Origin of the sequence: Rhodothermus marinus, from assembly GCF_009936275.1 — a bacterium.
In the GTDB taxonomy this organism is placed as follows: domain Bacteria; phylum Bacteroidota; class Rhodothermia; order Rhodothermales; family Rhodothermaceae; genus Rhodothermus; species Rhodothermus marinus_A.
Map to the genome: position 1 here is coordinate 1,499,359 of NZ_AP019797.1, position 23,398 is coordinate 1,522,756.

Consider the following 23,398-nt stretch of genomic DNA (forward strand, 5'->3'; position numbering starts at 1 on the left):
CATTCCTCATAACCTGAAGTACATTGCCGTAGTACCATGCGACTCGAAGACATTCGCCGGGTAGATCCCCAGGGGATGTACGACGCCATCCGGGACTTTCCGGAGCAGTGGCGTCGGGGCCGGGAACTGGCCCGTGACTTCGATCCGGGCTTTACGGTCGAGGGCAAAGACCACCTGGTCGTTGCCGGTATGGGCGGTTCGGCCATTGGAGGCGATCTGTTGCGCACGCTGGTGGCCGACGCGGCCCGCCTGCCGGTGACCGTCGTCCGGCACTACCGGTTGCCGGGCTTTGTGACGGAGCGTTCGGTCGTGATCGCTTCGAGCTATTCGGGTAATACGGAAGAGACGCTGGCCGCCTTCGAAGAGGCGCGGGCACGGGGCGCCACGGTCGTCTGCGTGGCGTCGGGTGGTGAGTTGCTGCGGCGGGCCCGGGCCGAAGGGCTCCCGTATTTGCAGATCCCGGGTGGTTTGCAGCCACGGGCCGCGCTGGGCTATTCGTTCACGGCGCTGCTGACCATCGCCGAGCATATCGGCCTGGTGGCCCCCGACGAGGCGGCCTGGGACGAAACGCAGGAGCTGCTGGAGCAGCAAAGCGAGGTTTTCGGCGATCCGTCCGGCAACGACGCGCTGGAGCTGGCCGAGGCGTTGCAGGATCGCCTGCCTTTCATCTACAGCGGGACCGGACTCATGGAGGCCGTCAACCTGCGCTGGCGCTGCCAGATTCAGGAAAACGCCAAGCGGCTGGCCTCCGGCAACGTCTATCCCGAGTTGAACCACAACGAAATCATGGGCTGGGAGTACCCCGGCCCGCTGCACGAGATGATCGGGGTGATCGTGCTGCGCGACCGCGAGGATCACCCCCGCGTCCAGCAGCGCATGGAGGTGACGCGCGAGTTGATCTCGGACCGGGCCGGCTACTGGGCCGAGGTGCAGAGCCAGGGCGAAAGTCGTCTGGCCCGGATGATGTCGTTGGTGAACCTGGGCGACTGGGTCAGCCTGTACCTGGCCGTGCTGCTGGGCGTGGATCCGACGCCGGTGCCGCTGATCGGACAGCTCAAGGAAACGCTGGCGCGCGTGTAAGCGCCGAAGCCCTGTCCTGAGAGGGACGGGGTTTTCTGTGTACGGGCCGGGAAATTGCGCGCCGGTAGCCGGTTGTTTCCAGAGAAAAGCAAGGCGTGTCAGTGCGTGGTAGCAGACAGGCCGTTTTTGAGGAAACGGAGCGCACCTCATGAAAAGCCGAGCCATGGTATGGATGGCCGGGGTGCTGGTGCTGGTCGGTTGTACTGGTAGCCGTCCGGTCTCGCAACGTCCCGGCCTGCTGAGTACGCGCTGGGTGCAGACGTCGGCCGAGTACACCGCGCTGGCGCTGCAGGCTTACGAGATGGCCCGGCGCCAGCTCGTGCAGGCGCTGGCCGACAGCACCTGGACGGCCTACCCGGCCCAGGCCGACGCGCCGGATCTGGCCCGGCGTCCGCCGGCCGTGATCGTGGACGTGGACGAGACCGTGCTCGACAACAGCCCCTATCAGGCCTGGCTCGTTACGACAGGCCGGACTTTTGCGCCGGAGAGCTGGGCGCGCTGGGTGCAGGCTGCACAGGCCGAACCTGTGCCCGGTGCTGTCGTGTTCGTACAGGAGGCGCGCCGGCACGGCGTCCAGGTCTTTTATGTGACCAACCGCACGGCCGACCTGGAAGAGGCCACCCGTCGTAACCTGCAGGCCGTTGGCTTCCCACTGCCGGACACGCTCGACGTAATCCTGACGCGTGGCGAGCGGCCCGAGTGGGCATCTTCCGACAAAGAACCGCGCCGGGCGTTCCTGGGCCAGCGCTATCGCATCCTGCTCCAGATCGGCGACCAGCTGGGCGACTTTATGTCCGATCCTGAAACCAGAGCCGAAGCACGGCGAGCACTGGTCCGGCGTTATCGCTCCTGGTGGGGCACGCGCTGGATCGTCCTGCCCAATCCGCAATACGGCGCCTGGCAGCGCGCACCGGATAGCCTCCGAACCTGGCCGGGCAATTGACAACGAGACACCGGACGGTTTGGACGAAAACGGGAACCTCCAGAAATAAGGTGCGATTTCCTTTTAGCCTATGCCTATGTGGAGGCGCTCATGGCAATTCTGACCGTCCCGAAAGTTTTGCGTGAAAAGCTCGGCGACGAAGGCGTCGAGGCGCTCATCAATTTGCTTAACGAGGCGGCCCATCACGAGCGTAACAATCTGCTGGGGATTGTCGAGGAGCGTTTCGCGCGGCGGGTCGCCGAGACCGAAAAGCGCCTGGACAATCGCATCACCGAGGTGGAAGCGCGTCTGGAGCAGCGCATCACGGAGGAGGTGGCTCGGCTGGAGCAGCGCATCACCGCTGTAGAGGCAAAGCTTGACCGCCGGATTGCCGAGGTAGAGGCAAAGTTTAATGGCCGGATCGCCGAGGTGGAAGCGAAGCTTGATAGCCGGATCGCTGAGGTGGAGGCCAAGCTCGACAGCCGGATTGCCGAGGTGGAGGCGAAGCTTGATAGCCGGATTGCCGAGGTGAAAGTGATGCTAAGCGAGCGGTATGCAAGTCTGGTGCGCTGGATGTTCATTTTCTGGGCGGGACAGATCGGGGTGATTTTGGCGCTGTTTGCGCTGCTGCGTTGAGGTCGCAGCCCGGCCGGGTTGGCCCTCAAGGTGGACAGGTGTTCGGGTGGTTGGCTTTTCTATGGTGCTCTTTCCGTAGTATCCGGGGCTGTGGATGAAAGCCGATCTGTCGTATCTTTGAAACAGCCCGTGTTCATCAGATGGAGCGATGCACAATGCGCTGGATATTGCTGTTTTTGGTGATGCTGTTGGGGGGCGGAGAAGGAGCTCAGGCTCAGTCGCCGCGTCCGAAGAACCTGATCCTGATGATTGCCGACGGGTGTGGCCCGGCCAGCATCACGATGGCCCGTGACTATGCCCGGGCCGTGCTGGGACGCGAGGAACTGACGCTGGATGCCATTCAGACCGGTGCCGTGCGTACTGCTTCGGCCTCCAGCCGGGTGACCGACTCGGCCGCCGGGGCGACGGCCTATGCCTGCGGCGTCAAGACCTACAACGGCGCGATCGCTGTCGATACGGCCGGACGCCCACTCGCCACGTTGCTCGAAGCGGCAAAGGCGCGTGGGATGGCGACCGGACTGGTGGCGACCAGCCGGATTACGCACGCCACGCCGGCCGCCTTTGCCGCCCACGTGCCGCAGCGCGCCATGGAAAGCGAGATCGCCGCGCAGATGCTGGCGCAACGCGTCGATGTGCTGCTGGGGGGTGGCTGGAGCTATTTCCTGCCGACCGCGGAGGGCGGACGGAGACAGGACGGCCGCAATCTGCTGCGCGAAGCCGAAGCGATGGGCTACCAGGTGGTGCGTACGGCCGCCGACTTCCGCCGGGGGGTGAGGAGACCGGTGCTGGGACTGTTCGGTCCGGACCACCTGCCCTACGAGCTCGACCGCGACCCGGAAGAGGTCCCCTCGCTGGCCGAGATGACCCGCACCGCCCTTGAGCTGCTGGCGGAGGACCCGGACGGCTTCTTCCTGATGGTGGAGGGCAGCCGCATCGACCACGCTGGACATGCCAACGACGCCGCCGCCCACGTCCGCGAAGTGCTGGCTTACGATGAAGCCGTGGCCGTGGTGCTCGACTTTGCCCGCCGCGACGGACAGACGCTCGTCGTCTCGGTGGCCGACCACGAGACGGGCGGTCTGTCGCTGGGGCGCAACGTGAACGGCCGCGGCGTCTACGACTGGCACCCGGACGTGCTGGCCCGCGTGCAGGCTTCCTACGAACGGCTTATCCCGGCACTGCGCCGTTCGGAGCGACCCGACTCGCTCCTGCAGGCCTGGCTTGGCCTCGACAGCCTGCGTGCCGACGAGCAGGCGCTCGTAGCGCAGGCCATGGCCGAGCCCGATACCTGGGCCGAGGTGGTTACCGAGCTGATCGGTCGCCGGGCCGTGGTGGGCTGGACCTCGAATGGCCACACCGCTGTGGACGTCAATCTGTACGCCTTCGGACCCGGCGCCGAACGGCTGGTGGGCAGCTTCGAGAATGACGAACTCGGCCGCTTACTGGCCGAACTCATGGGTTTCGACCTGCCGGCCCTGACCGAGACGCTCCGGCAGGAGGAAGCCGTCGGCGAAAGCCACTGAGGGGATGCAGCTCGACGCCGTTTCGTTCGTCGTCGTCGATACCGAGACGACGGGCTCCGGGCCTGCCGATCGGATCATCGAACTGGCAGCCGTGCGTGTGCAGGGTGGCCGGATCGTCGATCGCTTCGCCACGCTCATCAACCCCGGTCGCTCGGTGCCGCCCTTCATTACGCGTCTGACCGGTATCACCACGGCCATGCTGGTGGGCAAACCTTCGGCCGACGAGGTGCTACCGGACTTTCTGGACTTTCTGGGCGACGGCGTGCTGGTGGCGCACAACCTGGCCTTCGACCGTAAAATGCTGGAGGCCGAGCTGCAACGGATCGGCCTTCTCTGGCCTGGCAACCCCACGTTGTGCACGCTCAGGCTGGCACGTCGGCTGCTGCCCGGCCTGCCCGCAAAAGGGCTCGACGGCCTGATTCGCTTCTATCAGATCCCTGTAGAAAACCGACATCGGGCCCTGGGCGACGCCGAGGCGACCGCCTACGTGCTGCTGCGTCTGCTGGAGGAAGCGCGCCGACAGTACGGGATCGATACGCTGGAGGCGCTGCTGACCTTCCAGCAGCAGCGCTATCCGCAGTACAAAAACGCAAGCCCGCTGGTGCGGCTGCGTGAAACGCTGCTGCCGCGGCTGCCCGAAGCGCCCGGTGTCTATCTGTTCCGGGACGAGCACGGGCGGCTTCTGTATGTGGGCAAGGCCCGCAACCTGCAGGCCCGCGTGCGTCAGCATCTGACGGCCGTCGAAGCCCATCCACCCCGGCTGCGCCAGATGGTGAGCGAGATTCGCCAGATCGAATGGCACGTGACGGCCACCGAACTGGAAGCCCTGCTGGAAGAATCCCGGCTCATCAAACAACACCAGCCCCGCTACAACCGATTGCAGCGTCGCTACCGCACCCGACCTTTTCTGCGGCTGGCGCTGCACGAAACCCCGCCCGTGCTCTCGCTTACGCCCGTGCTGCTCGACGACGGCGCCGAGTACTACGGTCCGCTGCCGGGGCGGCGTCAGGGACGTCGTGCGCTGGAAGCCCTGCAGGAGATTTTTCGACTGCCCCGCCAGAATGCCCATCTGGTGCTGACGGGTCGTTGTCCACTTGCCGGCGGCGAGCTCTGCACGAATGCCTGCGCCGACGGGGAGGCCGAAGTGGTCGCCTGTGTGCGCCGGTTGCTCCGGGGAGGGTGTACGCATCCGCTTTCGTGGCTTGAGACGCAGATGCGGGCGGCCGCCGCCCGGCTGGAATTCGAAGCGGCGGCTCGCTACCGGGATCAACTCCGCCTGCTTACCCGCCTGCTGGAGCGGCCGCTGCTGGCCGATGCGTCCGTGCTGGAGCGCGAGGCCGTGGTGCTCGTGCGCGAGGCACCCGACCGGCTGGCCTGTTGCCTGGTGCAGGCGGGCCGCCCGGTGGCCGTTCGCGCCCTGCCGTTTCCGCCCTCACAGGACGCCATCGACGCACTCGTTGCCTGGGTTCGCGAACACCTTGCTGCGAAACGGTCTCCTGCAGCCTATCATCACGCCGAGACCGACGCCATGCAACTCCTGGCGCACTGGATGCATCTTCACCGCGGACGACTCCGGCTGCTGCGTCGCCGTCCGGATGAGCCTATGGCATCCTTCAGCCGCCGCCTCCGCCACGGTTTACGCCATCTTGTCCCTGATCGGGCGGAACCTGACACTTCCGGCGCATCGGAGGGCGGCGCATAAGCGTTGAGAACAGGGCGGGATGATTTTAATAGGACTTACGCAGTTGACCGTGATGATGTAACTTTGGGAGGCACACTGGGACAACGCTTTAGTCTGGGAGGCCAACCGTGAACGCGTCGAAAGTGGATGAGTTAGATTACATTCATTTCTTGGTTGCGGCCCAACGGGTCTTCACCACCACCGAAGCGGCTCGGATTCGGGCAGGGGAGCTCAACGCCCCGGCGCATGATGCCTATACGCGTCTGCTGAAGCGGATTCCGCCCGATACGGAAGCCCTGTGGCAGGAGGTGGCCCCCTTTGTCCGGCCAGACCGTGGGGTGTTGGTGGTGGACGATACCACGCTGGACAAGCCCCATGCTCGGAAGATGGCATGGGTGACACGCCATTGGTCGGGTAAGCACAAGCGGGTGGTCCAGGGCATCAACCTGATCTCGCTGTTGTGGACCGAAGGTCAAGCACGCCTGCCTTGCGATTTTCGCCTTTACAACCGGGCAGAAGACGGCCTGACCAAGAATGACCACTTTCGAGCCCTGCTGCAAACGGCCCATGCGCGTGGCTTTCAGCCCCGGTTGGTTGTCTTTGACAGTTGGTATGCCAGTCTGGCCAACTTGAAGTATGTGCGCCAGCTGGGATGGGAATGGTTCACGCGTTTGAAAGCCAACCGGTTGGTTTCGGTAGAGGGCGAGCGCCGGAATCGTCCGGTATCGAGTTGGCCGATCCCTGCTGAAGGTTGTGTGATGCATCTGAAAGGGTACGGCTGGGTGAAGGTGTTCAAGACGGTGACCCCAGACGGTCGCGAGGAATACCGGGCCAGCAGCCGCCTGGATATGACCCTGGAAGAAACCGCCGCGTATGGCCGGCATGCCTGGCAAATCGAGGTGTATCATCAGGGTCTGAAGCAGTTCACAGGGATCGAACGGGGGCAATTTCGTGTGGCTGAAGCCCAGCGCAACCACATTGGTTTGGCCATTCGAGCCTTTTTGCGCTTGGAAGTGGCCCGTTTGCAGCGTGGTATCAGCTGGTTTGAGGCCAAACAGGCCATCCTTCGGGAGGCTATCCGTCATTACTTGGCCTCTCCCTCCCTGATCCTTCATTCAACTGCGTAACTCCTATTTAATTTGAAAACGTGGAAGAGACCACGTCAAACCTTCCGGGAGGAAGCCATGAAGCGCGCATCGTTGCTGGGGATCATGCTGTTGGTGACCGGCTGCTGGCTGGTCTGGCCCATCCCATCGCAGGCACAGATCTGGAAACGACTGCAGCAGAAAGCGGAGGAAGCGGCCAAACAGAAGGCCGAAGAGAAGGCGGCCGAAGAGGCCGAAGAAGCGATGGCCGGCGACTCGGACGACGGCATCGCCGATTTTCGCAAGCTCAAGGCGCTTTTGCCCGAGGAGGCGGCCGGACTGCCGCGTGTGCGGGCCGAAGGCTCGAAGGGCGGGGCGTTCGGCATCCGCACCTCAAAAGCCGAGGCTTTTTATGAGGAAGGCGACCGGAGCCTCCATATCGAAATCGTCGATCCCGGTACGCTGCAGGGCTTCGCGGCGCTGGGTTACAGCTGGATGCAGCAGGACATCGACCAGGAAGACGAAGACGGTTACGAACGAACGCTGACGCTCGACGGTCGCCGCGCCTACGAAAAAGTCACCCGCTACGACGGCACCATCGAAGCCGAACTCTCGACCGTGGTGGCCGATCGCTTCGTGGTGAGCCTGGAAGGCACCAACGTGCCGCCCGAGGCGCTTCGCGAAGTGCTGCGCAGCATGGACCTGGCGGTGCTCGAGGAGATGGCGAAGGAACTGGGCGAAGCGAAGGCGGAGCTGACCGACTTCCGGGTGCTCAAAGAGATGTTGCCCGAATCCATCGACGGGCTGAAGCGCGTGGAGGCTTCCGGCGAGCGCAGCTCGGCCATGGGCATCCAGATCAGCCAGGCCTCGGCCACCTACCGCGACGGCGACCGCGAGGTGCGGGTGAAGATCAGCGATATGGGCTCGATGCAGCAGATCATGGGGTTTGCGGCGGCCTGGATGCGCCAGGAGATCGACCGGGAGAACGAGCGCGGCTACGAGCGCACCACGCGCTACCAGGGACATCCGGCCTATGAGAAGATGGAGCGCCTGGACGACGGCACTACGCACGCCACGCTGCAGGTGGTGGTGCGCGATCGCTACATGATCGAACTGGAGGGCACGAACGTCTCGATGGACGTGCTGCGGTCCGCGCTGGAGCAGATCGACCTGAGCCGTCTTGAAGGTGAAGGGTAATAGTCGGGCACGGAGCGAAGCGTCGTGTCGTCTCGGGGGACGCCACCACGGCTGACGCCTTCGTGGCTTACTACAGTCACGTGCCCGTAGTCGGGCACGGGGCGTAGCGAAGTTACATTGCCCGGGCTACACAGCGCCCCTTCCGGGGGCGACGTTTTCCGGGTTAACGCAGAATTAAGGATCGGGTGAGCCGGGAACGGCCCGAAGGCGCGGCGGTTGGAAGCGACGGACGTCAGTAAACCGCCAGGCGATATGTCCGAAGCGGACGAAGTGGGGGCCTGTCCGGTGCCGGCCGTCGTGGCCGAACTGGAGCAGGCCACGCGGTCCCCGGTGCGCATGTGCGTGATCGATCTGGGGACCAATTCCTTTCATGCGGTCATCGTCGACGCACTGCCCGGCACGTTCCGGGTGGTGGATCGCTTCAAAGAGATGGTGCGGCTGGGGGAGGAAGGGTTGCAGGGCCAGCGGCTCTCGGAGGCGGCCATGCAACGAGCCATTCGGGCGCTCCGGCGCATCCGTCAGCTGGCCGAAGGCTGGGGGGCTACCGAATTTCTGGCCTGTGCCACCAGCGCCATCCGGGAGGCCGAAAACGGCGGCGAGCTGTTGCAGCGTATCCGCAGCGAAGTGGGGCTGCATGTGCGTGTGATCGACGGCCTGCAGGAAGCCCGGCTCATCTACAAGGGCGTCCGGCGGGCCGTTCCCATGCCGGAGCCGGTGCTCATCATGGACGTGGGGGGCGGCTCCGTCGAATTCATCGTGGGCACGAGCGAGCAGCCGCTGCACCTGTTCAGTTTAAAGCTGGGCGCGGCGCGCATGACGCGCCAGTTCATCCGGAACGATCCGGCCACGCGCGAAGAATTGAAGGCGCTGCGGGCCTTCTACCGCGAGCAACTGCAACCCGTCTTTGAAGCGGCTCGCGCTCACGGCGTTCGCGAAGTGGTGGGGTCCTCGGGCGCGATGGAAAACCTGGCATCGGCCTGCGCCCGGATGCGTGGCGAGGCGATGCATTCCATCTATGAGATAACCTTTCCGGCTGAGGACATCCGGCGCGTGGCACGCCGGATCATGCGCCTACCGCGAGAGCAACGTCGCCGCCTGCGCGGCATCGATCCGAAGCGGGTGGACCAGATCGTGGCGGCGGCTGCGCTGATCGACGTCGTGCTGAAAGATCTGGCCATCGAGCGCGTGCGCATTTCGCCACATGCGTTGCGCGAGGGCCTGGTGGTGGACTTCGTCGAGCGCAACGCCCCGTTGCTGGCCCGGCTCACGGCCTTTTCCGACGTGCGCCGCCGTAGCATTTACGAAATGGGCTGGCGCTTCGACTGGGAGTACCGCCATGCGCAGCAGGTGGCGGCCCTGGCGCTCCAGCTCTTCGACGCCACGCAGCCGCTGCACGGGCTGGGCCCCATCGACCGCGAGCTGCTCGAATATGCGGCGCTGTTGCACGACATCGGCTACCACATCAGCCATCGCAGCCACCACAAGCACGGCCTTTATCTGATCAAACATGCCGATCTGCGGGGGTTCACCTCGGAGGAGATTGCCGTGCTGGCCAACGTGGTCCGCTACCATCGCGGAAGCCTGCCCAAGCCGACGCACGCCGACTACATGGCCCTCTCGGAAGAAAACCGGGAGCGTGTCTGCAAGCTGGCCGCGCTGCTCCGGCTGGCCGAAGGACTCGACCGCAGCCACAACCAGAACGTACACACGCTGCACGTGCGGCTGGAGCCCGACCGGCTGGTGCTCCATCTGGAGACGCGGGGCGATCCGGAACTGGAAATCTGGGGGGTGCGGCGCAGCGCCGAACTGTTCGAGCAGACCTTCGGGCGCACCGTCGAGGTATCGGCCACGGCCGAGCCGCCGCTGCTGGAGGAGACAGCCGGTGCTTAACGGGATTTTTGAGGGGCGACGCTTGCTGTTATGCCGGGCGTGCTCTAATTTGGCCGACTGTTAAGCCCGGAAAAAGCCGCTGGCCAAACCCGACACGCCCCGCATGATTGCGCAACTCCTGTTCTTCCTGCTGGCCGTGACGGCCATTGCGGCCGCGCTCGGCATGCTCATCGCGCGCAACCCGGTATCGAGCGCGCTGTGGCTGGTGCTCAACCTGTTCTGCATCGCCGGCCTGTACCTGACGCTCCAGGCGTCGTTTCTGGGGGTGATCCAGGTGCTGATCTACGCAGGCGCCATCATGGTGCTGTTTCTGTTCGTGATCATGCTGTTGAACCTGGAGGCGCTCCCGCATCCACGCCAGATCGACTGGGGCAAGGTGCTGGCCTTCGTGGTCACGATGATCGTGCTGGCGCAGCTCGTCTATGTGGTGGCGCTGGGCCTGGACGTGCTGCCCACGTTCGTGGCCACGCCCGAGCAGGCCGCCGTTACGGGAAGCGCGCAGACGCTGGGACGGGAGTTGCTCACGCGCTACATCATGCCGCTGCAGGTGATTGGCATTCTGCTGCTGGCGGCCACGATCGGGGCGGTCATGCTGGCCAAGCGGCGCTTCATCTGAACGGCGCGACCAACGGGAATCGACCATGGAAATTACGCTGAACTGGTACCTGGCCCTGGGCGTGGTGCTCTTCACGCTGGGCGTGCTGGGCGTGCTCTTCCGGCGCAACGCCATCGTGATTCTGATGTCGGTGGAGCTGATGCTCAATGCGGTGAACCTGACGCTGGTGGCGCTCAGCCAGGCGATGGGGGACGTGTCGGGTCAGGTGCTGGTGTTCTTCGTGATCTCGGTGGCCGCCGCCGAGGCGGCCGTCGGACTGGCGATCGTGATTGCCCTGTTCCGCAAGAAGGTGACGGTGGACGTGGGGGAATTCAATCTGTTCAAGTACTGATGCTCCGGGCCTTCCGAAGCTAACCGACCTGCTCGGATATGAACCACACGACCCTGGTTGGACTGATCCTGCTGCTGCCGCTGGCGGGGGCGGTTTTTAATGGACTGGGTGGCCTTGCCTTCCACGGACTCCGGCGCCAGAAAGTGCTCATCGGGGCGCTGGCGACGCTGGCTGTGGCCGTGCCCTTCGTGCTGGCGCTCTATCTGTTCCTGACCTACGAAGGGGAGCCGCTGCTGGCCCGCTTCTTCACCTGGATCGCCGCGGGCGAGCTGGAGCTGGCCTTCCAGTACCGGATCGACGAGCTCTCGCTCGTGATGACGCTCATCGTCACGGGCGTGGGCGCGCTCATTCATCTGTATTCGATCGGCTACATGTACGAGGACCGGGGGTACTGGAAGTACTTCAGCTACCTGAACCTCTTCATCTTCATGATGCTCAACCTGGTCCTCGCCGACAACCTGACGCTGCTGTTTCTGGGCTGGGAGGGCGTCGGACTCTGCTCCTACCTGCTGATCGGTTTCTGGTACGAGGACTTCAAAAACAGCGAGGCCGCCAACAAGGCCTTCATCGTCAACCGCGTGGGCGACGCGGCCTTCCTGCTGGCGATGTTCCTGCTGTTCCGGGAGGTGGGAAGCCTGGACTTTGGCGCGTTGCTGGCCGATCCGGCCGCGTTGCCGTCGGGTGTGGTGGCGGCGGCCGTGCTGCTGCTGTTCATCGGCGCCACGGGCAAAAGCGCTCAGATTCCGCTCTTTGTGTGGCTCCCGGACGCCATGGCCGGCCCGACACCCGTCTCGGCGCTGATCCATGCCGCCACGATGGTCACGAGCGGTCTGTATCTGTTCGCCCGCATTTCGCCGCTGGCGCTGGCCGCACCGGGCGTGCTCGTGGTGGTGGCGCTGGTGGGCGCGCTGACGGCTTTCATGGCGGCCACGATCGCCATCACCCAGTACGACATCAAGAAGGTGCTGGCCTATTCGACGGTCTCCCAGCTCGGCTACATGTTCATGGCGGCCGGCGTGGGCGCCTTCTTCGTGTCGATCTTTCACGTGCTCACGCACGCGTTTTTCAAGGCCTGTCTCTTTCTCGGATCGGGTAGCGTGATCCACGCCATGCATCATGTGGAGCACACGCTGCACGAGCGGGGCCATCACGGCCATCTCGATCCGCAGGACATGCGCAACATGGGCGGGCTGGGGCGCTTCATGCCGGCCACGCGCACCACGTACCTGATCGCCACGCTGGCCATCGCGGGCTTTCCGCTGACGGCCGGCTTCTTCTCGAAAGACGAGATTCTGTTCAAAGCCTTCGAATACGGCTACAACGGCCACGCCTATGCCTGGATCGCCTGGATCCTGGGCGTGGTGACGGCGCTGCTGACGGCCTTCTACATGATGCGCTCCTACGTGCTCACCTTCGAGGGCACGCCGCGCTGGCCCATGGCCGATCAGGTGCACCCGCACGAGTCGCCCGCAACGATGACGCTGCCGCTCTGGGTGCTGGCCGCACTGTCGCTGGTGGGCGGCTTTGTGGGGCTGCCGGGCGTAATCGCCCACGGCGAATGGAACCTGATCCATCACTACCTGGGCGCTTCGGGTGGCGGACCGGTGGCCGAGCCCGAGTTGCATGCGCACGTGCCGCTGGCCGTCGAGTGGGCGCTGATCGGGCTGGGCGTGGCGATCGCGTTGATCGGGCTCTACTGGAGCTGGACGGCCTACCGCCGCCACGGCCTGGCCTACGACGACGTGCTCCGCGAGCGGTTCGGTGCTTTCTACCGCGTCTGGGCTGCCAAATACTACTGGGACGAATTCTACGATCGGGCGATCGTGCAGCCGCTGCTGCGCTTTGCCCGCTACGGGCTGGCCGTCTTCGACCAGAAGGTCATCGACGGCGCCGTCAACGGCGTGGCGCGGCTGATGGCCGAGATCGGTCAGCGCGTACGCCGGGTGCAGACCGGCGTCGTGCAGGCCTACGCCATGGCCATCGTGCTCGGCGTGGCGCTTGTCCTGGCGCTGATGCTGTTTGGATAACGACCGCGAAATTCAGCCTGAAGCGATGAACCTGCCGTATCTGACCTCGATCGTCATCTTCCTGCCGCTGGTCGGCGCGCTGCTCATGCTGCCGATGCGCCGCGTGTCGGCCATCCGGTGGACGGCGCTGGCGACCACGACGGTTACGTTTCTGATCTCGCTGCTGCTGTACGTCGGCTACGATCCGGCCGGGAGTCCGGCACAGCCGCAGTTTGTGGACCGGATCGCCGGGTGGTTTCCCGGGCTGGACATCCAGTACTACGTGGGCATCGACGGCCTGGGCCTGCTGCTGATTCTGCTGACGACGCTGCTGGGGCCCATCGTCGTGCTCTCGTCCTGGAACTACATCGACCGGCACCAGAAGGGCTACTACACGCTGCTGCTGGTGCTGCAGACCGGCATGACGGGCGTCTTCGCCGCCTATGATCTGATCCTGTTCTACATCTTCTTCGAGCTGACGCTCATCCCGATGTACTTCATCATCGGCATCTGGGGCGGCGAGGATCGCATCTACGCGGCTGTCAAGTTCGTGCTCTACACGCTGGTGGGCTCGCTCTTGATGCTCGTCGGCATTCTGTATCTGGGCTTTGCGGCCGGCGATGCGGTCAACGGCGGGGTGTTCACCACCGACTACTTCAAGCTGCTGGCCTACAATGTGCCGCTGGCCGCGCAGGGGTGGCTGTTCTTCGTGTTCGCGCTGGCCTTTGCGATCAAGGTGCCGCTCTTTCCGCTGCATACGTGGTTGCCCGACGCGCACGTGCAGGCGCCCACCGGCGGGTCGGTCATCCTGGCCGGCGTGCTGCTGAAGATGGGAACCTACGGCCTGGTGCGCTTCTGCCTGCCGTTCTTCCCGAACGCCGCCACCGACTACGCGCTCTGGCTGGCGGTGCTGGCCGTGGTGGGGATCGTCTACGGCGCGCTCGTGTCGCGCGTGCAGGCCGACGCCAAGAAGCTGGTGGCCTACTCGTCGGTGAGCCACCTGGGCTTCGTGGTGCTGGGTATCTTCGCCTTCACGGTCGAGGCCATGCAGGGCGCCATCATCCAGATGATCAACCACGGGCTTTCGACGGGCGCGCTCTTTTTGCTGGTGGGCATGCTCTACGAGCGGCGCCACACGCGGCTGATGGAAGAGTTTGGCGGCATTGCCCGCGTGATGCCCGTGTTCGCCCTCTTCCTGGTCTTTACGGCGCTGGCATCGGCCGGACTGCCCGGGCTGAACGGCTTCGTGGGCGAGTTCATGATCCTGCTGGGTTCGTTCAAAAGTGCACTGGTGGGGCATCCGCTGCTGATTGCGCTGGCCACGTCGGGGGTGATTCTGGCGGCTGTTTATTTGCTCTGGCTACTTTACCGAACGCTTTTCGGGCCGATTCAGAAGGAGATCAACCGCACGCTCCCCGACCTGAACGCCCGTGAGGTGCTGCTGCTGGTGCCGCTGGCGGTCTTCATGCTCTGGATTGGCGTGGCGCCCGGGCCGTTCCTGAAGCGGACGGAGCCCACGGCGCGCTTCCTGCTGGAGACCGTCGAACAGAAGCGGCTGGCGGCGCTGGAAGAGGCGGAGCAGCCGGCTACCACGGCCAGCGCGCGTCTGGAGGTGTCGGAAGGGGAGACGGTGCGGGCCGCTAACCCCTGAGGTCCACCATCAACCTGACGTCCCATGAACGCACCACACCTGAAAGCTTTCGGAAGCGGGCTGGCGCGCATGCTGGGCCCGCTTGTCGTATGTCTATGGTTGTTGCCGGTGGCTTCGGCCCTGGCGCAGGAAGTACCGGCCGCCGAGGCGCCGGCCACTGAGGCCGTCGAAGCCGAACATGCACACGACACGTCGGCGGCGGTTGCCCATGCCGAAGAAGCGGCGCATGCGGCGGCCGACGAGCACGGACCGCGTCCGCCGGTCTGGCTCGTGCTGCCGTTCGCGATCCTGCTCATCATGATCGCCACCGGGCCGTTGTTCTACCCGCACCACTGGCATCACCACTATCCGAAGTATGCCGTAGGGCTGGGGCTGTTCGTCTCGCTCTACTACATCTTCGGGCTGGGATCGACCACGCCCGTGGTGCACGCCATCGAAGAGTACCTGTCGTTCATTGCGCTGGTGGCCTCGCTGTTCATCGCGGCCAGCGGCATCTACATCAACATCAACGCGAAGGGCACGCCCCGCAACAACGCGATTCTGCTGTTTGTCGGATCGCTCGTGGCGAACCTGATCGCCACCACGGGCGCGGCCATGCTCTTCGTGCGCAGCTACATGCGCCTGAACAAAGGCCGGCTCAAGCCCTACCACCTGATTTTCTTCATCTTTCTGGTGGCGAACGTGGGCGGTGGTCTGACGCCCATCGGCGACCCGCCGCTGTTTCTGGGCTTTCTGCGCGGGGTGCCGTTCTTCTGGACGCTGACGCACGTGTGGTTCGTCTGGCTGCCGACGGTGCTGCTGATCCTGGCCGTCTTCTACGTGATCGATGCGCGCAACAAGATCGAGAGCCCGGATCCCGATCCGTCGCAGCCGCTCGTGCAGATCCGCGGCGCTAAAAACTTTCTCTGGGTGCTGGTGATCATCCTGTCGGTGTTCATCGACCCGAACGTCTTTGAGTGGGTGCCGGACCTGCATGAGCTTTTCCATATTCCGTTCGGCATCCGCGAGATTATCATGTTCTCGGTGGCCGTGCTGGCCTACAAGCTGGCCGACAAAGAGGCGCTCCAGAAGAACGAGTTCACCTTCGAGCCCATTCGCGAGGTGGGCTGGCTGTTTCTGGGCATCTTCGCCACGATGCAACCGGCGCTCCAGCTCATCAGCCTGTTTGCGCACGACCACGCCGAGCAGCTCACGGTGGGTATGTTCTACTGGGGGACGGGCTCGCTCTCCAGTGTGCTGGACAACGCGCCCACCTACCTGAACTTCCTGGCGGCGGCCATGGGTAAATTCGGACTCGACGTGAACGTGCCCGAGCAGGTGAGGGCCTTCGCCGAAGCGTCGGTGCATCCGGAGACCTGGTTCTACCTGCAGGCGATCTCCATTGCGGCCGTATTCTTCGGCGCCATGACGTATATTGGCAACGCGCCCAACTTCATGGTGAAGGCGATCGCCGAGGAGAACAAGGTGGAGATGCCTTCCTTCATGGGATACGTGACGAAGTACTCGCTCCCGATTCTGATTCCGATTTACTTCCTGATTTACCTGCTGTTTTACAGCGGACTGTTTCCGGGACTGGATGCTTTCTTTGAACAGCTACTGATTCGATAGGAGGGAAGCGATGAGCCGGGTGGAACCGCTGAGCCGCGAGGCGATCGAAGCCGCGCTGGCCGAACTGCCGGGCTGGACCTATGCCGAGGATCGGCTGCAGAAGACCTACACGTTCGGGAGCTTTCGGGAGGCGGTGAGCTTCATCGTGCGCATCGCCTTCGAGGCGGAGCAGTTGAACCACCATCCCGAACTGCACAACGTGTACAACCGCGTGACGCTGGCGCTGACGACGCACGCGGCCGGCAACCGGGTAACGGCCCGGGACGTGGAGCTGGCGCGCGCCATCGAGCGCATTGCCTGGGTGAAGTAGCACAAAACAAGACGCCTCATCCGCAATGGACCTACTGGAAGCCTACCGGATGCTTCCGGCCGACCTATGGGCGGCCTTTCCGCTGGTGCTGACGGCCGTCGTGGGCCTGGTGCTGGTCGTCTGGGACGCGTTCTGGAACGATGCCCCGCCGATTCCCTGGGTGGCGGCCGGCACACTGGCACTGGCGCTGCTCTGGGAGCTGGGCGGTCTGAGCCGTGCACCGGAGACGGCCTTCTACGGGCTGATCCGGGTCGGCGGCATGGCTTCATTCGTGAACGCGATCATTCTGGCCAGCGGCCTGCTGACGATCGCGCTATCGGGGCCCTACCTGAAGCGCATTCGCCACCTGCACGGCGAGGTCTATGCGCTGATTCTGTTCGCCACGGTCGGTATGATCGTGCTGGCCTCGGCCAACAGTCTGATCTCCGTCTTCGTGGGCCTGGAGACCATGTCGATCTGCCTGTACATCATGACGGGACTGGTCCGCGAAGACGTGGGGGCCGGCGAGGCCGCCCTGAAGTACTTCCTGCTGGGCGCCTTCTCGACCGGCTTTTTCCTGTACGGCATTGCGCTGCTCTACGGGGCCACGGGCACGATGTACCTGCCCCAGATGGCGGCGCATCTGGCCGAGGGAGCCCACCCGATCATGTTCTGGGCCGGCGTGGCGCTGCTGCTGATCGGCTTTCTGTTCAAGGTGGGGGCCGTGCCCTTCCACATGTGGACGCCCGACGTCTATCAGGGCGCGCCGACGACGCTGACGGGCTACATGGCCGCGGCGTCGAAGGCGGCGGCCTTTGCGGCGCTGGTGCTGGTGCTTGACGCCGCGCTGCCGGCCGAGCGCTGGCAATTGCTGCTGGCGCTGGTGGCGCTGGTGACGATGGTGGCCGGCAACGTGCTGGCGCTCGTGCAGCAGAACGTCAAGCGCATGCTGGCCTACTCGTCGATCGCCCACGCCGGTTACATCCTGACCGGCCTGGCGGCCGGCACGCCCGAAGGGTACGCCGGGGCGCTTTTCTACCTGCTGGTCTATGCGCTGATGAACATCGGCGCCTTCGGTGTGATGGCCTTTCTGGAGTGGGACGGTAAGGAGGGCTACGAGCAGACCATTGACTCGCTGGCAGGGATCGGCTACCGGCGGCCGCTGCTGGGCGTGGCCATGGCGTTCTTCATGTTCAGCCTGACGGGCTTCCCGCCGCTGGCCGGGTTCATCGCGAAGTACGCCGTCTTTGCGCCGGCCGTGAAGGCGGGGCTGACCTGGCTGGTGATCGTCGGTGTGCTGGCCAGCGTGCTTTCGGCCTACTACTATCTGCGCGTGGTGTACGTCTTCTGGATGAAGTCGCCGGACGAGGCGCCCGAGGCGGTGCGTCAGCAGGCGTTCCCGGTACCGCTGGCCCCGCAGGCGGTGCTGGTGGTGTGCGTGGTGCTGATCGTGCTGCTGGGCGTGCTGCCCGGCCTGCTGGAGGTGACCGCGTCGTTTTTCCCGACGCCGGCCGCACCACCGGCGGCCACGACGGCTCTGCTGCCTTAGAAATTACGGTTCGCTGGTTATAGAAAAGGCCGCCTGAGGGCGGCCTTTTTTTGTGGCAATTCTGGTTGGGATCGGCGCGGTCGTTCTTCCGGGGCCTGAAGGGCGGACATGCTCAGGCAAACAGCCACTGCACGAGGTAGATGGCCATGAGCATGGCGGCCACGTCGGCGATCAGGCCGGCGGGTACGGCATGGCGCGTTTTGGTGATGTTGACCGCGCCGAAATAGACCACCAGCACGTAAAAGGTCGTCTCGGTCGAGCCGAACATCACGGCCGCGATCTTGACGATGAGGGAGTCCTCGCCGTACTGGCGGATCAGGTCGAGCACGACGGCCGCTGAGCCGGAGCCCGTCAGCGGGCGCAGAATGGCCATGGGCAGCACTTCGGGCGGAATGCGCAGCGGACTCAGCACCGGACGGAGCAGTTCGGTCAGAAAATCCATGGCACCCGAGGCCCGAAACATTCCGATCGCAAACAGGATCGCCACCAGGTAGGGGATGATCCGGACGGCCACGTCGAAACCCTCGCGGGCACCTTCGACGAAGGCTTCGTAGACGGGCACGCGGCGCAGCAGCCCGTAGAGCGGAAAGCTCACGATCAGCAGCGGAAGCACCAGCAGCGAAAGCGTCTCGATCAGCGTGCGGAAGGTTTCCATGGCGTTCAGGCGTCCGTTTCGGGTTGCTTCGGATCGTTGTTTGTGGTCAGCATCGGATCGGTGCGGCGATAGGCAGGCAGTCGGCCCAGCAGTTTGGCCGCCACGATGGCCACCACGAGCGAGGCGAGCGTGACCAGAATGATCGGCAGGATCAGCTCGTTGATGGCCGACCCCATGATGGCCATGAGCAACACGGGCGGCACGAGCTGCACGCTGGCCGTATTCATCGCCAGCAGCATGACCATGGCGTTGGTGGCCGTGTCGGGGCGGGGATTGAGCTTCTGCAGTTCTTCCATGGCTTTGATGCCCAGTGGCGTGGCCGCATTGCCGAGGCCGAGCATGTTGGCCGTCAGGTTCAGCGTGATGAGCGCGAAGGCCGGGTGATCGCGCGGCACGTCGGGAAAGAGTGGGCGCAGCAGCGGGCGGGTCCAGCGGGCCAGATGCTGCACGAGGCCGGCCGCCTCGGCGATGCGCAGCAGCCCGAGCCAGAGGGCCAGCAGACCGATCAGCCCCAGCGCCAGCGTGACGGCCGTTCGGGCAAACTCGAAGGCCGCGTCGGTGATGGCCTGCAGCCGCACGAACCGCACCGGCGCAAACAGCACGGCCGCCGTGGCCAGCGAGTCACTGACGAACGTCAGCGCCTGCAGCGTGCCGCGCAGGTCGTTTTCGCGGGGGGAGGTCACGCGCCGAATCGTGGCCAGCGGCTCGGGTATGTCTACGTCTTTTGCAAAGCGCAGCTCGCGCCCGGTGCGAAACTGCACCAGCTCGCCCGCATAGGCCGAGTCCGGGACGCTTTCCGTGCGATAGAAGGCCCGGTATGTAGTCGGGTCGATCCGTACCCTGACGGGCTGGTGGCGGGCCTCCGGGCGATAGCCTTCGGGGAAGACGAGCGTGACGGGCAGGGGATCGCCGTTGCGGTAGGTGTTGCGCGTCAGGTCGCGCACGTCCGACACTGCGGCGAACACGAGGCTGAAGATGATCAGCCCGGCCCAGATGTAGTTCAGCATGGCGGCGGGGAGGCTACGTGTACGGATGCTTCCGCCGCAAACATAACGCGGCGCGTGAGAAATTGCCAGCGCTCAGGAAGAGGTAGAAGCGGTGTCGAAGTGCTGACGGATACGCTCGGCGCGGGCGCGTCCGACGACGGCGGCCAGCGCCTCCAGGTCGGCCTCGCGCACGCGCCGGGCCGATCCGAAATGCTGCAGCAGTTTCTCGACGGTGCGCGGTCCGATGCCCGGGATGTCGAGCAGCTCGGAGCGCAGCACGCGGCGGCGCTGGCGGCGCTGCATCGTGACGGCAAACCGGTGCGCCTCGTTGCGGATGCGCTGCAGAAGCTGGAGCGCCGGACTGGTCTTCGGAAGCTGGTAGGGATCGGGATCGCCGGGGCGGTAGATCTCCTCCAGCCGCTTGGCGAGGCCGATCACCGGGAACCGTCCGCGCAGCTCCAGGGCCTCGAGCGCTTCGAGTGCACTGGAGAGCTGGCCCTTGCCGCCGTCGATCACCACCAGATCGGGCCACGGGCCGCCCTCGTCGCGAAGGCGTCGGTAGCGTCGTGTGACGGCCTCACGCATGGCCTGGTAGTCGTCCGGCTTGCCCGGCGTGACGCTCCGGATCTTGAAGGTCCGGTAGTCGCGTTTGCTGGGACGGCCGTCCTCGAAGACCACGCAGGAGGCCACCGTGCCGGTGCCGCCGAGGTGGGAGATATCGAAGCATTCGATGCGGCGGGGTAGTCCGGGCAGGCGAAGCGCCTCCTGCAGAGCACGGACGGCTTCCGGAATCCGGGCTTCGCCGCGTTTTTTCCGGGCCAGCCGCCATTCTTCGAGCAGCAGTCGGGCGTTGGCTTCGGCCAGGTGGACCAGTCCGGCCTTGTCGCCGCGTTGTGGCACACGCAGCGGCACTTTTTTACCACGACGCTCCCGAAGCAGCGCCTCCAGCGCGTCGGGTTCTTCCAGTTCGTGCGAGAGCAGCACTTCGTCGGGGAAGAAGACGGCCTCGGCGTAGTAGTCTTCGACGAAAGCCTGCAGCAGCGCGCCATCGCGCTGGCCCTCGATGCGGCGCAGGTACCGGTGGCGGCGGCCGATCACCTTGCCCTCACGCACCTGAAACACCACGCCACAGGCCACGCCGTCGGTGCGATCGACGGCCAGCGCAAACACGTCGCGGTCGGCAAAGTCCTGGCTGACGATCTTCTGACGCTCGGCGTGCTGCTCAAGCAATCGGATCTGGTCGCGCAGTTCAGCCGCCCGTTCGAAGTCCAGCGCTGCCGCCCGCGCCTTCATCTCTTCCCGGAGCTGGGCGATGAGCGCCTGTGTCTTGCCGTTGAGCAGCTGTTCGATCTGGCGGATGGTGGCGTTGTAGTCTTCCTCGGACTGCAGCCCGATGCAGGGCGCCGCGCATTTCTTGATGTGGTACTCCAGGCAGGGCTGGTACTTGCCCGCCGCGATCGCCTCGGGCGAGAGGTTCAGGTTGCAGGTGCGCAGCTTGAACAGCGAACGGATCAGCCGCAACAGCCGGTGCATCTGGCCGACGTCGGTGTAGGGGCCGAAATACTTCGAGCCGTCCTTCCGCACGCGCCGCGTGGGGAAGACGCGCGGAAAGCGTTCGTTCGCAATGCAGATGTACGGGTAGGTCTTGTCGTCGCGCAGGTTGATGTTGTAGCGGGGCTTGAGCTGCTTGATCAGGTTGTTTTCGAGGATGAGCGCTTCGGCTTCCGTGTCGGTGACGATGACTTCGACGTCGGCGATCTTGCGGACGAGCGCTTCGAGCCGGCCGTCGCGCGGACGGCTTTCCTGGAAGTAGGAGCGGACGCGCTGGCGCAGGTTCTTCGCCTTACCGACGTAGAGCACCTGTCCCGCGGCGTCGCGGTAAATGTAGACGCCCGGGCATGTGGGCAGATGGGCCAGTTTTTCTTGCAGGTCCACGTGCATGGCGCCCATACGTTCGCCCGAAGGCGGCCGGAGTTCCCCGAAGGCCACGGAACCGGCTCCGGTAGGCCGCATATCACCCGCAAACAGCGCTTTTCAGCAAAAGGCTGAACGCCGCATGTCGGAGTCCGTCGCCGAAACAGTGCGCTTTTCGCGCTACGAAGACTTTCGCCGGTGGACGGAATCACAGCCGGGCTACTGGATCCTTGTCCACGGAGAACCCATGCCGAGCCCTTCGCCTTCGCGGATTCATCAGGAAGTTTCAATCCGTCTGGAACTGCTCCTGGTCGATGTGGTGCGCCGAACCGGTCGCGGATGGGTCTACAACGCACCGCTGGATGTCAAGCTTCGTGAAGACACGGTCTACCAGCCGGATCTGCTCGTGGTGCTCCGGGAGCATGCCGATCGACTTCGGCCCACGCACATCGAAGGCGCGCCCGATCTGATCATCGAGGTGCTCTCGCCCGCGACGGCCCACCTGGATCTTTGGGAGAAGCGCTACGACTATGCGCAGGCGGGCGTGCAGGAATACTGGATCGTCGATCCCGAATCGCGGCGTATCGAGCTGTATGTGCGGGAAGGGGAGCAGTTCCGGTTGCACGCCGGCGCGCAGCACAGCGGCCGCCTGCGCAGCGTGCTGTTGCCGGGCTTCGAAGTCGATCTGGAAACGCTCTTCCGGGACCTGTAAACGGGCACGAAGTGGCCGCCCGTGCGTTCAGTAGGCGCATCCTGAGACGCTTTCGGTTTGCACATGCAGTGGCCTGATTTACGCGATCCGCGCCACCGGGCAATGGCGGCCAGCCTGGCGGTGTCGGTACTGATGCTTGTCGGGAAGTTTACCGCCTATCTGCTTACGGGAAGCGCCGCGATCTTTTCGGACGCCGCCGAGTCGCTCGTGCACATCCTGGCCACGGCGTTCGTCGCCTTCAGCCTCTGGTATGCGCTCCAGCCGCCCGATCCCGATCACCCCTACGGGCACGGCAAGATCGCCTACTTCTCGGCCGGCTTCGAAGGCGCCATGATTCTGCTGGCCGCCGCCGGTATTCTCTACACGGCCGTGCAGGACCTGCTGCACGGGCCGGAGCTCCGACGGCTGGGGCTGGGCGTGCTGCTGACCGCGCTGTTCAGCCTGATCAACCTGCTGCTGGGGCTTTACCTGATCCGCGTGGGGCGGCGGCACCACAGCCTCGTGCTGGAAGCCAACGGCCGCCATGTGCTCACGGACATGTGGACCAGCCTGGGCGTGGTGGTCGGCGTGGCCCTGGTGGCCTGGACCGGGGTGGTCTGGCTGGACCCGCTGATCGCAATCGTCGTGGCGCTCAACATCCTCCGGACGGCCTTTCAGCTGCTCCGCCAGGCCGTGGCCGGCTTGATGGAGCGTGTGGATGAGGAGGACACGCGCCGGTTGATCGAGGTGCTCGACGAGGCCGTGCAGCAGGGGATCATCTCCGATTATCACCAGCTTCGGCACCGTCGCACCGGCGATCAGCTCTGGGTAGAGTATCACCTGATGTTGCCCGGCGAGCGTTCGCTGGAAGAGGCGCACGCACAGGCACATCGGGTCGAAGAAGCGATCCAGAAGCGGTTCCCCGGACGTCGCGTCTACGTGACGGCCCACCTGGAGCCCGAACATCACGAAGTGGCACATCCCGCCGGTCATCGCGAGCCCGAAGATCCGTTAAAAGCACAGGCCCGGCGATAACCGATTCGCTTTCGGCACCGGACTGTTTTATCTTTCAGCAGTCAGCTCAACGA

General features: G+C 64.7%; 20 protein-coding genes. 17 read left to right on the forward strand and 3 right to left on the reverse strand.

All coding sequences use genetic code 11. The features are described 5' to 3' along the window. Nucleotides 1–36: 36 nt before the first annotated feature. The 15 genes from GYH26_RS06540 to GYH26_RS06610 all read left to right on the forward strand — a co-directional run bounded on the left by GYH26_RS06540 (nt 37) and on the right by GYH26_RS06610 (nt 18,064). Complete coding sequence (locus GYH26_RS06540) at nt 37–1,080, forward strand: bifunctional phosphoglucose/phosphomannose isomerase (protein ID WP_161540967.1); 1,044 nt, start codon at nt 37–39, stop codon at nt 1,078–1,080. 148 nt (nt 1,081–1,228) lie between these two features. Next, nucleotides 1,229–2,023, forward strand: a complete 795-nt coding sequence (locus GYH26_RS06545; RefSeq protein WP_161540968.1) for a 5'-nucleotidase, lipoprotein e(P4) family — start codon at nt 1,229–1,231, stop codon at nt 2,021–2,023. Nucleotides 2,024–2,113: 90 nt separating this feature from the next. After that, nucleotides 2,114–2,638 carry an apolipoprotein A1/A4/E family protein gene (locus GYH26_RS06550; protein WP_161540969.1) on the forward strand — a complete coding sequence of 175 codons (525 nt, stop codon included), beginning with the start codon at nt 2,114–2,116 and terminating at the stop codon, nt 2,636–2,638. A gap of 155 nt (nt 2,639–2,793) precedes the next feature. Further along, the gene (locus GYH26_RS06555; protein WP_161542384.1) at nt 2,794–4,161 is read left to right on the forward strand and encodes an alkaline phosphatase; all 1,368 of its coding nucleotides are present in this window, start codon (nt 2,794–2,796) and stop codon (nt 4,159–4,161) included. Between the two features lie 4 nt (nt 4,162–4,165). Continuing rightward, on the forward strand, nt 4,166–5,863 hold the full coding sequence (locus GYH26_RS06560; RefSeq protein ID WP_161540970.1) for a DEDD exonuclease domain-containing protein: 1,698 nt from the start codon (nt 4,166–4,168) through the stop codon (nt 5,861–5,863). A gap of 107 nt (nt 5,864–5,970) precedes the next feature. Further along, a complete protein-coding gene (locus tag GYH26_RS06565; protein ID WP_161540220.1) occupies nt 5,971–6,969 on the forward strand; it encodes an IS701 family transposase in 999 nt (332 codons plus the stop codon). A gap of 57 nt (nt 6,970–7,026) precedes the next feature. Beyond that, nucleotides 7,027–8,124: a hypothetical protein gene (locus GYH26_RS06570; protein WP_161540971.1), complete on the forward strand. Its 1,098-nt coding sequence runs from the start codon at nt 7,027–7,029 to the stop codon at nt 8,122–8,124. A 252-nt stretch (nt 8,125–8,376) separates the two neighbouring features. Continuing rightward, a complete protein-coding gene (locus GYH26_RS06575) occupies nt 8,377–10,014 on the forward strand; it encodes a Ppx/GppA phosphatase family protein (RefSeq protein ID WP_161540972.1) in 1,638 nt (545 codons plus the stop codon). A gap of 103 nt (nt 10,015–10,117) precedes the next feature. Then, a complete protein-coding gene (locus GYH26_RS06580) occupies nt 10,118–10,630 on the forward strand; it encodes an NADH-quinone oxidoreductase subunit J family protein (RefSeq protein WP_054683297.1) in 513 nt (170 codons plus the stop codon). A 25-nt stretch (nt 10,631–10,655) separates the two neighbouring features. Beyond that, on the forward strand, nt 10,656–10,961 hold the full coding sequence (gene nuoK / locus GYH26_RS06585; RefSeq protein ID WP_014066891.1) for an NADH-quinone oxidoreductase subunit NuoK: 306 nt from the start codon (nt 10,656–10,658) through the stop codon (nt 10,959–10,961). Nucleotides 10,962–10,999: 38 nt separating this feature from the next. Next, nucleotides 11,000–12,988, forward strand: a complete 1,989-nt coding sequence (gene nuoL / locus GYH26_RS06590) for an NADH-quinone oxidoreductase subunit L (protein ID WP_161540973.1) — start codon at nt 11,000–11,002, stop codon at nt 12,986–12,988. Between the two features lie 25 nt (nt 12,989–13,013). Then, nucleotides 13,014–14,618 (forward strand): complex I subunit 4 family protein, encoded by a 1,605-nt coding sequence (locus GYH26_RS06595; protein WP_161540974.1) that lies wholly within the window; start codon nt 13,014–13,016, stop codon nt 14,616–14,618. Nucleotides 14,619–14,642: 24 nt separating this feature from the next. Continuing rightward, on the forward strand, nt 14,643–16,226 hold the full coding sequence (locus GYH26_RS06600; protein WP_161540975.1) for a sodium:proton antiporter: 1,584 nt from the start codon (nt 14,643–14,645) through the stop codon (nt 16,224–16,226). Nucleotides 16,227–16,236: 10 nt separating this feature from the next. Continuing rightward, nucleotides 16,237–16,536 carry a 4a-hydroxytetrahydrobiopterin dehydratase gene (locus tag GYH26_RS06605; RefSeq protein WP_161540976.1) on the forward strand — a complete coding sequence of 100 codons (300 nt, stop codon included), beginning with the start codon at nt 16,237–16,239 and terminating at the stop codon, nt 16,534–16,536. A 25-nt stretch (nt 16,537–16,561) separates the two neighbouring features. Then, nucleotides 16,562–18,064 (forward strand): NADH-quinone oxidoreductase subunit N, encoded by a 1,503-nt coding sequence (locus GYH26_RS06610; protein ID WP_161540977.1) that lies wholly within the window; start codon nt 16,562–16,564, stop codon nt 18,062–18,064. Between the two features lie 112 nt (nt 18,065–18,176). Here GYH26_RS06610 and GYH26_RS06615 read toward each other — a convergent pair whose 3' ends face one another. The 3 genes from GYH26_RS06615 to uvrC all read right to left on the reverse strand — a co-directional run bounded on the left by GYH26_RS06615 (nt 18,177) and on the right by uvrC (nt 21,646). Then, nucleotides 18,177–18,719 (reverse strand): spore maturation protein, encoded by a 543-nt coding sequence (locus GYH26_RS06615; RefSeq protein WP_161540978.1) that lies wholly within the window; start codon nt 18,717–18,719, stop codon nt 18,177–18,179. Nucleotides 18,720–18,724: 5 nt separating this feature from the next. Next, nucleotides 18,725–19,726, reverse strand: a complete 1,002-nt coding sequence (locus tag GYH26_RS06620; RefSeq protein WP_161540979.1) for a nucleoside recognition domain-containing protein — start codon at nt 19,724–19,726, stop codon at nt 18,725–18,727. Between the two features lie 72 nt (nt 19,727–19,798). Beyond that, nucleotides 19,799–21,646, reverse strand: a complete 1,848-nt coding sequence (uvrC, locus tag GYH26_RS06625) for an excinuclease ABC subunit UvrC (RefSeq protein WP_161542385.1) — start codon at nt 21,644–21,646, stop codon at nt 19,799–19,801. A gap of 115 nt (nt 21,647–21,761) precedes the next feature. On the opposite strand from uvrC, the gene GYH26_RS06630 reads away from it, so the two are divergent. Continuing rightward, nucleotides 21,762–22,331: a Uma2 family endonuclease gene (locus tag GYH26_RS06630; RefSeq protein ID WP_161540980.1), complete on the forward strand. Its 570-nt coding sequence runs from the start codon at nt 21,762–21,764 to the stop codon at nt 22,329–22,331. A gap of 63 nt (nt 22,332–22,394) precedes the next feature. Then, entirely contained in the window at nt 22,395–23,345 is a 951-nt protein-coding gene (locus GYH26_RS06635; RefSeq protein ID WP_242006629.1) for a cation diffusion facilitator family transporter, read from the forward strand. The last annotated feature ends 53 nt before the right edge of the window (nt 23,346–23,398 follow it).